This window comes from Rothia koreensis, from assembly GCF_004136575.1.
Lineage (GTDB): Bacteria > Actinomycetota > Actinomycetes > Actinomycetales > Micrococcaceae > Rothia > Rothia koreensis.
On the sequence record NZ_NOIQ01000003.1, the window covers coordinates 41855 to 53773 of the forward strand.

General features: G+C 60.7%; 9 protein-coding genes and 1 CRISPR repeat array. Of the genes, 8 read left to right on the forward strand and 1 reads right to left on the reverse strand.

Going from position 1 to position 11919, the window contains the following annotated elements:
- Positions 1–29 precede the first annotated feature (29 nt).
- The 8 genes from cas3 to cas2e are packed head-to-tail and all read left to right on the forward strand — an operon-like array spanning position 30 to position 9179.
- Positions 30–2930: a CRISPR-associated helicase Cas3' gene (cas3, locus tag EWU68_RS04830; protein ID WP_129314917.1), complete on the forward strand. Its 2901-nt coding sequence runs from the start codon at positions 30–32 to the stop codon at positions 2928–2930.
- The gene (casA, locus tag EWU68_RS04835) at positions 2923–4572 is read left to right on the forward strand and encodes a type I-E CRISPR-associated protein Cse1/CasA (protein WP_129314919.1); all 1650 of its coding nucleotides are present in this window, start codon (positions 2923–2925) and stop codon (positions 4570–4572) included. The genes cas3 and casA overlap by 8 nt, the downstream gene beginning before the upstream one ends.
- Positions 4569–5189 carry a type I-E CRISPR-associated protein Cse2/CasB gene (gene casB / locus EWU68_RS04840; RefSeq protein WP_129314921.1) on the forward strand — a complete coding sequence of 207 codons (621 nt, stop codon included), beginning with the start codon at positions 4569–4571 and terminating at the stop codon, positions 5187–5189. The genes casA and casB overlap by 4 nt, the downstream gene beginning before the upstream one ends.
- On the forward strand, positions 5186–6307 hold the full coding sequence (cas7e, locus tag EWU68_RS04845) for a type I-E CRISPR-associated protein Cas7/Cse4/CasC (RefSeq protein ID WP_129314924.1): 1122 nt from the start codon (positions 5186–5188) through the stop codon (positions 6305–6307). The genes casB and cas7e overlap by 4 nt, the downstream gene beginning before the upstream one ends.
- 5 nt (positions 6308–6312) lie before the next feature.
- Positions 6313–7116 (forward strand): type I-E CRISPR-associated protein Cas5/CasD, encoded by an 804-nt coding sequence (gene cas5e / locus EWU68_RS13500; protein WP_129314927.1) that lies wholly within the window; start codon positions 6313–6315, stop codon positions 7114–7116.
- Positions 7116–7799: a type I-E CRISPR-associated protein Cas6/Cse3/CasE gene (gene cas6e, locus EWU68_RS04855; protein WP_129314929.1), complete on the forward strand. Its 684-nt coding sequence runs from the start codon at positions 7116–7118 to the stop codon at positions 7797–7799. Before cas5e ends, cas6e begins: the two co-directional genes overlap by 1 nt.
- Complete coding sequence (gene cas1e, locus EWU68_RS04860) at positions 7792–8736, forward strand: type I-E CRISPR-associated endonuclease Cas1e (protein WP_129314931.1); 945 nt, start codon at positions 7792–7794, stop codon at positions 8734–8736. Before cas6e ends, cas1e begins: the two co-directional genes overlap by 8 nt.
- Entirely contained in the window at positions 8733–9179 is a 447-nt protein-coding gene (gene cas2e, locus EWU68_RS04865; protein ID WP_129314934.1) for a type I-E CRISPR-associated endoribonuclease Cas2e, read from the forward strand. Before cas1e ends, cas2e begins: the two co-directional genes overlap by 4 nt.
- A gap of 78 nt (positions 9180–9257) precedes the next feature.
- Positions 9258–10939: a CRISPR direct-repeat array (repeat unit 29 nt; unit sequence ATCTTCCCCGCGCCTGCGGGGGTGTTCCC).
- Between the two features lie 264 nt (positions 10940–11203).
- On the opposite strand, the gene EWU68_RS04870 is transcribed toward cas2e, so the two are convergent.
- The gene (locus tag EWU68_RS04870; RefSeq protein WP_129314936.1) at positions 11204–11902 is read right to left on the reverse strand and encodes a hypothetical protein; all 699 of its coding nucleotides are present in this window, start codon (positions 11900–11902) and stop codon (positions 11204–11206) included.
- Between the last annotated feature and the right edge of the window lie 17 nt (positions 11903–11919).

An 11919-nucleotide genomic window follows, 5' to 3' on the forward strand; every position in this document is an offset into this window, starting at 1 on the left:
GCACTGAACGCGGCAGATAGGGGAGCTAGTTGGGGCGCGACAATCTGCTGCCGCTGATGTGGGCCAAGACGAACTATCCCGGGCCTGGTGAGCCTCTCGAGTATCTTAAACTGACTGACCACGCGCTTGACTCGGTGCATGCGGCTGAGGTTCTTTGGGATTCCCGACCCGTTGCTGTGCGCCATCGCCTTGCTGATCTCATGCATCTGTCAGTCGACGAAGTGCGACGGGTGTTAGTTTTCTTGGCCGGAGCGCACGACGTCGGCAAGTGCTCGCGAGCTTTCTCCGTCAAGAATTCCGAGCTCTGGGCACCTATCGAAGCTGCGCTGGAGGGCTCGTCTCCCACTGATGATCTGGACCAGCCTCATGCCTTCCACTCTGCTCTGGCCCTGGTCCGATGGTTCAGGAGCCGTCCGGACCTGGATATCCCTCCGTCTCTTCAATTCGATCTTGCCGCTGTTCCTGGTGGCCACCACGGGGTCTATCAACGAAAGACAGATTTGTCTTTCCCTCTGGAGCTGGTGGGGGAGGCGGAGGGGGAGGACCCGTGGTTTGCCGCCCAATCGGCACTTCTTGATCTTATTGCTGAGCGGACGGGCGCTATTTCTGCGCTCAACGCTCTGAAAGTACCGTTTCTCGGCAATATTGTCGTTTCTCTCCTGACTGGCCTGGTCATTCAAGCCGACTGGACTGCCAGCAACTCTTTCTACTATCCCCTAGGGCCGGTCTCTGGGGAGGGTCGACCGGCACGTGAACATCGTGCGGCCTCCCTGACCAATCGTCAGGCCGCCCCTAGATTCACCGATCCAAGCCTTGCAATGACGGCGGATCACTTTATCTCCAGCAGATTTGCTCGGTCCCGATCGTTTTCAGCCAATCCGTATCAGCGTCAGGCTTGGGACATCGCGTGTGGACTGTCGGATCCTGCGGGGTTGCTTCTGGTCGAGGCGCCCACCGGTCAGGGCAAAACTGAGCTGGCTCTCACTTACGCTGAGGTTCTCGCTGCTCGGTTCGGCTACGAAGGGCTGGCCTTCCTACTTCCCACCACGGCAACCGCCGACGGTGTCCTCGGTCGTATTCGGGGATGGTTGGAAAGAGCTCTTCCGCGGGACCAGGTTGCCTCTATGGGGCTGGCCCACGGCCGTGCCGAACTCAACGAATTTTTCACTGAGCTCCCCTCACGCCCACATGCGCCGATCGATGACCTGGACGCTCCATCGGAGCGGGTCTATGCCGATGCATCTTGTGCGCGCCGAAAGTTGCGCCTGAATTCGCACGTAGTCGTTGGCACCATCGATCAGCTGCTATTCGCGGGCCTGGATTCCAAACACGTCAGTATTCGCCATGAGGGACTGGCTGGGAAAGTCGTGATTATCGACGAGGTCCACGCCACGACTCCTTACATGCGGGTGTTTCTCAGTGCCGCGTTGCGTTGGCTCTCGGCGTTACGTGTACCGGTGGTCGTCATGACTGCTACCTTGCCGCCCGCGGCTCGTGAAGACATCGTCAGTGCCTATCGTGAGCCACTCGGGTGGCGTGAACGGGACCGGCTTCAGCAGCGTGGAAATCCCCTGGCCTCGTCGGCCGCGGGAACTGATGTGTTTTCTGATGATTATCCCCGCCTGTGCTATATCTCCCCGGAGGATCCTACTCAGGACCTGGCCATTCCCGTCCCACTGGACCAGACCCCAACTGAACTCACAGTGAGTGTCATCGAGGACAGCGACGCGGAATTGGCCGCTCGCCTGGACGAAGGAACTCGCGACGGCGGATGTGTGGCGGTCATATGCAACACGATTCGACGCGCCCAGGAACTCTATAGAGAAGTCAGCAAGCGCGTCGGCGGGGGAGTCGTCCTCCTGCATTCACAGTTCACCGCAGCAGACCGTGCCTCGCGGGAACGTGCACTTCTGAGACAACTTGGTCCTGCAGATTCCCCGGAAGTCACTCGTCCGCATCGTCTGATCGTGATCGGAACGTCAGTCTTGGAGCAATCCCTCGACATCGACGTAGACCTGCTAGTCACCGACCTGGCTCCGATGGATCTCCTCATTCAGCGTTGTGGCAGGCTCCACAGGCACCCCGGAAGAGTGCGCCCCAGGGGCCTCGACAGTCCGCGGGTACTCATCCGAGGGGTTTCATTCCTTGCGGGGAGTCCAGTTTTGGACCAGGCCGTTGCCTCGATCCATCCGAAAAGTATCCTCTATGAAACCTTGGCTGCCATCACCCACGTAGGGAGTCCGCAACAGGGAACCCTCCGGCTGCCCCACGAAGCCAGTCACCTGGTGCGTCAGGTCTATCTCGAACGACCCGCCAAAGAACGAGGATGGAATCTGGACTTGGATTCGCTTCGCGATGAAGAAGGGCGGGAAGTCAATGCGAGATGCGCCATCGCAAGATCCGCTTGTCTGCGTTCGCCGGCCTATGCCGAGTTCGAGGGTGCGCTGCCCGGTGTGGGTTCGCGTGAGGACCTCATGCGTCGCAACAACTGGACAGAACCGGAAGCCTTTGATGCCGCTCGAGTCCGTGACGCAGAGGACTCCTTCGAAGTGATCCTGGTGCGGGACGATGATGGCGCTGTATCCGCGGCCAGCCCGAACAGCCCGCTGAACGATGTACGGCTGACTGATCTGGCAGTGCTGACTGCTATGCAAGCCCAGGAGTTCCTCATGCAACGTATCCGGTTACCCCGACGTCTCATTACGGCTGGAACGTACTCCGCGGAGGCTCGGGAGGCGCGGACTCTGGCGGTCCTGGACGAGCTCGAAGCTCAAAAGGTTGACCTGTTCCAGCAGCACCGTTTGCTCGCTGGCGAGCTGGTACTACGTCTCGACTCAGACCTGAAAACGAAGCTCGGCGGAAAAACTCTCGAGTATTCGTCGGAATTCGGTTTGATGCTTCACAACTGTTCAGGAGGCAGCGATGGCTGACCAGTCACGACCATCATTCGACCTGTGGTCCCAAGCTTGGATCCCCGTCAAATTAGGCCAAAACTCACTTTTGGTATCCATTCAGGACTTCTTCGACCGGGCCGGCGAGCTGGCCTACTTTGAGGGAGAGGTGCCGACCATGCCGCTTGCCATTCAGCGGATTCTGTCCACGGTTCTGAGGCAGGCCGTCGAGCCCAGACAGGGCGAGAACGGCCACCAGGTATGGGCCAGAATTTGGAAGGAAGGCCGATTCCCGACGGACGAAATCAGGTCCTACGGGCAGGCATACTCCGGCCGGTTCGATCTTTTCCACCCCGAAAGGCCCTTTTTGCAGGCTCCCGGATTGGCGACGGTCAAGAACGAATACCTTAAACCTGCCGCTCTGCTCTCCACAGTGCCTCGTGGTAGTTCGCAATTCACTTCGCGAGCGGGAGAGCAGACAGACACAATGAGCCCTGCGGAGGCTGCCCAATGGGTTATACATGCGATGGGGTTCGATGTGGCGGGTATTAAGCCGGGTGCCCTCGGCGACGACCGCGCGAAGGGAGGAAAGGGTTACGGCATCGGCACGGGCTGGCTGGGGAGGCTCGGTGCCTTTCGTCTGGTTGGCAAGGATCTATTTGAAACACTCATGTTCAATACCCGGTTTCAAGGGTACGACGACGCTGTACAGGATATGGCGTTGTGGGAGCGCGATGATGTCTTGACCGGCGCGGTGTCAAGGCCTGAGAACAGTCAGCCGAGGGGAGATGCGGATCTCTATACCTGGCCTTCTCGCCGCATCCGCCTCCATTTCACTGGCACCGGGGAGGTTGACGGAGTGCTGATCACTCAGGGGGACCGACTTCTCGCCTATGGTCAGGAAAGGACGGAGCCCGCGTCGTTCTGGAGGAACAGTCCTGCACAAGCTAAAGCGCTAGGGACCTCGAACGCAGTATTCATGCCACGGTCTCACGACCCAAATCGGGCCGCTTGGCAGCGCATCGATTCTGTTCTTGCTCATCCTGGGACCGTTCCCCTTAAGGGGCAGGAAAAAGTTGTTATGCCGCTGCTTATCAGCCAATTGCGAGAACTAATCGCTAATGGGGTGCTTTCGTCGGACACGAAGGTTCTGGTCGAAACCGTGGGTTTGGTTTATGGAACACAGGACTCTGTGGTAACGGATATGTACTCCGATCGCGTTTCCTTCGCTTCGCGGCTCCTCCTTCCCCCGAGTATCAGGGCTCGTGCACGGGTGGTCGATATCGCTCGGCTGACGGACGAGATGGCTCACCAGGTGGCTTACAGAGTCAAGGACGCGCGCGAAGCGGCAGGAGCTTCCGGAGAGAATACGTCAGCGACCGTGCTCAGCAGGCTGTACTTCGATATTGATCCTGCATTTCGAAGATGGCTGAACGATCTGGACGTCGATCGGGTGGACGAACACATCGAAAACTGGTGCTCGACTCTGTTCGACCTGCTGATGACAACGGCCAAGGCTGAGATGCTTCGCCTCGGGCCGCGTGCACTCGTGGGGCGTTCAGGCGCCGAAACTGCGCGAGGCACGAGCGCATTGTCTGCTTTCAATGCTCTCGTCTCCACGTTGCGCAAAAGACTCAAACCTATACCTGCGGACACTCCGCGAGAAGGAGCCCACTCATGAACGAACGGCATACCGGTATGAAGCCGAGAGAGTTTGTTCGATCTCGTATCAGGGGACTCGTAGCGGCCACAGAGGCGGGCCGCACCGATGTGCCGGCTCGTCTAGCTGCATTGAGACGGGGCGTGGGCAAGATGCCGGGCACAGATCCGTCCATCTGGGAAGTCACGCTGGAGGGGTTGGACGTTCCGGTCTCCCGGGCCAACTCCTCGCCGACCGCCGAAGAGTGGGCTGCGCACCTCGCGCTGACCAGTTTTGCCCTTCATCAGCAGTCGATCTCCGAGCCCATGCAACGTTCTGAGCGAACCTTCGGAGAGGCGATCCGGCTCCTCGAGGCGGCACGCGGTGAGAACGGCGGTGGGGTGCGGCGACGTTTAGACGCCCTTGTCACGGCAAGTTCGGGAGCCGAATTTCAACATCACCTGGGCGCCCTCATTCGTATGTTGCGTGCAGAACGGATCGGATTCGACTACCCGCGGTTCGCCGCGGAAATTACCCGTTTCCTCAATCCCCGGACCCGTTCCCGGGCCCAGCTGGAATGGGCCAGGCAGTATTCACGTACTACTTTGGCCCCGGTCCTCGCAGGTAATTCCACTACCACCGATCAGGAGCAATCATGAACAACCTCTACATCGACGTGCACGTTCTGCAGACGTTGCCCCCAAACAACATCAATCGGGATGAGACTGGTAGCCCCAAGTCGGCTATCTTCGGCGGGGCGGTTCGTCAACGTATCTCAAGCCAGGCATTCAAACGAGCGGTCCGCACGGACATGGCGAAATCCATCAGCGGGAACCGACTCGGGCTGCGTACCAAGGATCTTCCTGTCCAGGTGCAGCAGGCGGTCCTCGAGCTGACGGATGCAAGCCCCGAAACAGCTATGCAATGGGCGCTTGAGGCGCTCAAGGCCGCTGGTCTGAAACCCGAACGACCCAAAACAAAGAAGAGCGATGAACCAAAGCCGGAAGAGACCAAGTACCTTGTCTTCGTCGGACAGTACCAGGTGAAGAAGCTCGCTCGGCTCGCCGTCGAAAACCAAGGAACGTTCACCGAAAAGTCCGCCAAGACGGCTGCTAAGGCAGCCTTGAAACAGGACCAAGCGATCGACGTATCACTTTTCGGTCGCATGGTTGCGGACGCCGCCGACCTGAATGTCGACGCCGCGGTTCAGGTCGCTCACTCGATCAGTGTTCACGAGAACACTCCTGAATTCGACTACTTCACGGCCGTGGATGATCTGCGTGGTGAAGACGGGCAAGGCGCGGACATGATCGGGACTGTGGAATTTACTGCATCCACTGTTTACCGCTACGCCACGCTCAACGTACCGGCACTCATGGAAAATCTGGGCGACGCCGATGCGACCTCACTGGCCTCGGCCGAATTCGTCCGCAGCTTTATACGAGCCATGCCTACGGGCAAACAGAACACCTTTGCCAACCGCACACTGCCCAGCGTCGTCGTGGTCTCGTTCTCTACGAGTCAGCCTTCCAACTGGGTCGGAGCATTCGAGAAACCTGTGCTTGCCGGGCAGAACGGGTACGTGTACGAGGCGGCCACGGCGATGGCCAAGTATGCGACAGATCTGGACGCGGCCTACGGCGAGTCGGCGACTCGACTTGTCCTGGCACTGCCGGTGGCAGGGGACAGTATTGCCAGACTGGGGGAAACGGTCGATCTGGATGCCCTTGTGGAACGAGTTCGTGAGGTTGCAGCCGACGTGGCAGCCGGGAGGTGAATACTATGTCATCCACTCTTCTCATCAACCTGAAGGGGCCACTTCAGGCGTGGGGTGTAGACAGCGTCTTTCCCGTACGTCGCACCGGCAGGGTGCCTTCGAAGTCCGGCGTACTCGGGATGGTGGCTTGCGCCCTCGGCCGGCGTCGAGGCGAGTCCCTCGAAGATTTGGCTAGTCTCGAATTCGCGGTTCGGATTGAACGTCAAGGTGTCCTTATGGAGGACAACCACAACGCAACCCGCGCCGGATCGGTCACGCCGATGCTGTCTCGGAGGCAATACCTTTGTGACGCCCATTTCACCGCCGGGCTCGGGGGAGACCGAGAGGAGCTTGAGGTCATACGGCGGGCACTTTTACACCCGCGTTGGCCGCTTTATCTGGGCCGACGCTCGTGTCCACCTATGGGTCCCGTGGTACATAGCTTGGTAGAAGGGCGGCCGGTCGAAATCCTTAAGGACCTCCCGGCCCAGGAGAGCGAAGTCTTCGCACGGCATCGCTCGGACGAAGACCGGGTCGTACTGGACATTTACACCGATGCGCGGCCCGAGTCGACTCGATACGAAGTCGCCCGAGACATCCCAGTGGATTTCTCGCTCGAGCGTCGCATTCACCATGAACGACGATTTGAGGAGAACAGATCTCAGAAGGTCGCCTTCGCGCATGCTCGTCAGCGTTCCGAGCCAACGATGCCAACACCACCGGACTTGGGCCTTCACGATCCGATGTCAATTTCCTCGAGTTTCGGTGAGCGCGGGTCCTGCTATCAAGGCGGGCCGGCTGGTAAATCCGTCGGCACAGAGGAGACCTGATGACAACTCTTTCAAGAATCGTGATCGATCCGAAGTCCCGGGAGGCGGTGCGTATTCTTTCAAATCCCAGGAGAGTGCACGGCGAGCTTGCTCGGCTGACGGATGGAATGAAGTACGCCCAGGGCCGACTCCTCTGGAGGCTAGACCGGCTTGGCGAACAGATTGTTCTCCATATCGTCACCCCAGCACCGGTGGACCTTGCTGAGCTGAACGGTCGCATTGGACGTCTAGGCAGCCAGCCCGCGAGTCTGGATTTGGGGGCCGCGCTTGCGAAGGTGCGACCAGGGCAGCGTCTCCGTTTCAGCCTCCGAGCCAACGTGATCAAACACGTGGTGCGAGCGGGATCCACTAACGCTTCCAAACCACATCTGACGCGAGGCAAACCAATGGGGCTGATCAAGGAGGAAGAGCAACAGGAGTGGCTCGTTCGACAGGGCGAGAGGTTCGGTTTCAGCGTCGATCGTCGTGAAGTCGTAGCACGAACCCTACCCCAAGAGCGGATCGGCAAGTGGACAGCTGATGGTAGGCGCGAGCGGACGGTGACGCTCAATGTGGTGCAGTTCGATGGGATCCTGACGGTAACAGACCCGGAGCGGCTCCTGGCGGGGCTAAGCCAAGGAATCGGCAAAGGGAAAGCTTACGGTTTTGGAATGCTGACGATTTCTCCGGTGACTCATGTCTGAACGACAAGTTGCCGGTCGCCCGTCTCCACGTTCATCCTTGGGAAGAGCGTCCGACCGCATTTCCTTTCTCTACGTCCAGAGGGCGACGGTGCATCGCGATCAGAACGCGATCACATTTCAGGATGAGTCCGGTGTGTTCAACGTTCCTTCAGCGATGATCCAAGTCCTGTTGCTGGGGCCAGGCACGAGGATCACCCATGCCGGGATGTCATTGCTGAGCGAATCAGGGACCTCCGTGGTCTGGGGCGGAGGAGGGGGCGTGCGTTGTTACGCGCACGCACGACCCCTATCCGGCAATACACGGCTACTCCAAGAGCAGGCCCGCCTGGTTTCATCGACCAGATCCCGCCTGGCTGTGGCCAAGAAGATGTATTCGATGCGGTTCCCAGATGAAGAAGTCAAACACTTGACAATGCAACAGCTTCGAGGGCGAGAGGGATCGCGAGTACGCCGAATCTACCGCGAAGCATCCGAACAATACGGTGTCTGTTGGAAGCGGCGGGTCTATAAGACGGGAGATTTTGAGGCTTCGGATGAGATCAACCAGGCACTCACTGCTGCCCACCAATGCCTTTACGGAATTGTCCACGCCGTGATTGTGGCCTTGGGCCTCTCACCCGGGCTCGGGTTCGTCCACACGGGACATGAGAACTCTTTCGTTCATGATGTCGCAGACCTGTACAAAGCGGAGACGACCATTCCGCTGGCTTTCCGTATTACAGCCGAGAACCCTGACGACGTAGCTTCTCGTGTTCGTCATGCAGTCCGCGAACAGATCACTTCTCAGGCATTTATGGAGCGTTGCGTTCGGGACATTCATCAGCTCATCCTTCCCCGCAACAGGACGGAGGAGGACCTCTCATCGAGAGTTGCCCTCTGGGATCCTCATCAAGGGTTTGTGGAGGGTGGAATAAATCAGGAGGGCTGGATAGCGTGACGGTCCTCATCCTCACCGCTTGTCCTGCTGGACTGCGTGGATTTATCACCCGTTGGTTGCTTGAAATTTCAGCCGGGGTATTTGTGGGCTGTGTTAGTGCGCGGGTTCGTGACGAGATCTGGAAGGCAACGGTGGACCTGGCCAAGAACGGACGTTCCATCATGGTCATTGACGCCGATAACGAGCAAGGGCTGGATTTTCGAGTACATCGACACGATTGGATTCCCAAAGATTTTGATGGCCTGACCCTGATGCAACGTCCGTTACCAGGGCCGGTCAGCGGGACCATCTCTCGAACTAAAAACTTCGATTCCGAGGCGTCGGGCGGCCCCAACGACTCTCCTCAATTTAAGGGCCAGGAATCGGGGGAGTCAGGACGTACGCCAGATAGGGGATGGAGCAAGGCATCGCGCAGGCGGTTCCTTAAACGCACCAAAGATTAGCCTTGTCCTGCGATCCTGACCTCGTCGAAAGTGAATGAATTTTGTTGCTTGGGACTACAGTTGTCTACGGAAAGCAGTATCTTCCCCGCGCCTGCGGGGGTGTTCCCGCGGATAGTGTCGGTTTTGGTGCAGCGGGGCGGTATCTTCCCCGCGCCTGCGGGGGTGTTCCCACCGGAGGTACCAGCTCCGGAAAACATGAAACAATCTTCCCCGCGCCTGCGGGGGTGTTCCCAGTGGCACGATGGCCGGCCACGGTGTATTGACATCTTCCCCGCGCCTGCGGGGGTGTTCCCGTAGCGCTCTACATTCGGGACGAACAAAGTGAATCTTCCCCGCGCCTGCGGGGGTGTTCCCTCGGGGTATTCGCCGGTGATCTCGGCGTACGCATCTTCCCCGCGCCTGCGGGGGTGTTCCCTGCTGCGCGTGAACGCGCCCGAGCAGCGGCGGGTCTTCCCCGCGCCTGCGGGGGTGTTCCCCTCGCAGAGCGATTCAGCGAATGGGTGTGGGAATCTTCCCCGCGCCTGCGGGGGTGTTCCCAGGTCGGTCTGTCCGGCGATATTGCTGTGTTTGATCTTCCCCGCGCCTGCGGGGGTGCTCCCTTCAACGCCCCGTCGGTGGCGTCCTAGGCCCGATCTTCCCCGCGCCTGCGGGGGTGTTCCCCGGGGCGGGACTTGGACTCTGTTTATGACATTATCTTCCCCGCGCCTGCGGGGGTGTTCCCCCAGGTTGGTTCCGTTGCAGCCGGGTGATGTCATCTTCCCCGCGCCTGCGGGGGTGTTCCCCAGGGCGAGGAATACAAGGGCGCCGCCCTGCAATCTTCCCCGCGCCTGCGGGGGTGTTCCCGAATAATCCGGGCGCGGCTCCCCCAACACGATATCTTCCCCGCGCCTGCGGGGGTGTTCCCCCAGGGGGTGCGTAGTGCGAGCTGGTGAACTAATCTTCCCCGCGCCTGCGGGGGTGTTCCCCACGCCCGGATCACCTCGAAATCATCCGGCGCAATCTTCCCCGCGCCTGCGGGGGTGTTCCCTTTGGGCAGTTCCAGTTCTGCGCTATCCGGGCATCTTCCCCGCGCCTGCGGGGGTGTTCCCCCGGTCTCCGTAGCCGCCAAAGCCTCAGACGAATCTTCCCCGCGCCTGCGGGGGTGTTCCCACTAAGAAGAAGCACGCCCGCAAGGTCGCGAAATCTTCCCCGCGCCTGCGGGGGTGTTCCCCAGGCCGCGGCCATGCGGGCGGCGTGCAACGAGATCTTCCCCGCGCCTGCGGGGGTGTTCCCCGGGCCTCGTCCAGCCCTTCGTGGTTTTCGGGATCTTCCCCGCGCCTGCGGGGGTGTTCCCCGCCGGTCCAGCCCGTCGAATGACCGACCAAAATCTTCCCCGCGCCTGCGGGGGTGTTCCCCGGGCCTCGTCCAGCCCTTCGTGGTTTTCGGGATCTTCCCCGCGCCTGCGGGGGTGTTCCCTGAGACCCCGGTCCCCATAGGGAGGTTAAAAGATCTTCCCCGCGCCTGCGGGGGTGTTCCCATCCACTCCCGGTACAACTGGCCCACACCATCATCTTCCCCGCGCCTGCGGGGGTGTTCCCCAGAGAGGAACTGTCATGGCAATGCTCGATGAATCTTCCCCGCGCCTGCGGGGGTGTTCCCTCATCGAAGTGCGCGGCGACGTGAGGGTAAGCATCTTCCCCGCGCCTGCGGGGGTGTTCCCCAGCTGAACACCGGGACCAGGATGGCGTTGATATCTTCCCCGCACCCGCGGGGGTGTTCCCGAAGGGGACAGGCAGAACTCCCCAGCAACCGAAACCATCACCGCGCCCGGGGACGGGACCACTGGCACCCAGGCGTCGCCGAATATCTTCCCGGCACCGTGGGGCCCAGGACGAGGGGGCACCCGCCCTCTGCCATTCTCCACGTCGGGGCCGGCTGGTCGCCTACGGCTTTATCTTCTAGGATCCAGGCGCTACGAGAGAGCAACGAAGCTGAAGTAATTGGGATAGTTGTCGGGTAAAAGGCTATACCTCCTGCACGTGGGGTCAGCGGCGCGGCTGCTGGCCCTCGAGCTCTCCCCGGGAGAATGCATCCAGCTTTCCCCTCACGAGGCGCACGGCGAGCCACACCGCCTCGGCGACCATGATCACCAGCAAGAACCAGCGTGCGACGACGAGCCCGGCGGCAAGTCCCGGCCATGCACCGGCGGGGTCGGACAGAGCGGCGTCGACCGCAAGGTTTCCGGCGATCGTCAGGACGACGAACACGAGCGGCGGGATCCACAGTGCGATGCGGCGTCGTCCCCGGATGCCCGAGGCGGCGACCATGGCGAACCACGCGGCGCCGAGGAAGATGGGGGAGATCAGGCCCCAGGACCAGTGGATGGCGACGTACGCGTTGCGACCGGCGTCGCCCAGGCTCCGGGCGATGTGCGGGGCATCGGAGACGAATCCGAAGGGATCCAATTCGGGCACGGTCGTGTGCGCGCTCGCACCCAGCCGGGGCAGGAGCGACGCGTGGAGGTAGACGACCATCAGAATGGACACGACCACCAGCACGCCGGTGATGATCCCCGCGGAGGATTTCTTGGCCGGCTCGGCCTGCGGCGAACGGTCAGTCGTGCCCTCGGCGTCGGGGCCGCCGCGTTGCCCGCCCGGCCTCCGAGAGGTCGAATCGGCTTTCGGGGGCGACGCAGACGCTCCCGCCCGGTCGCCGTACAGCCGTTGCTTTTGTCCCTTCGACATGCCCATATGCCAATTAT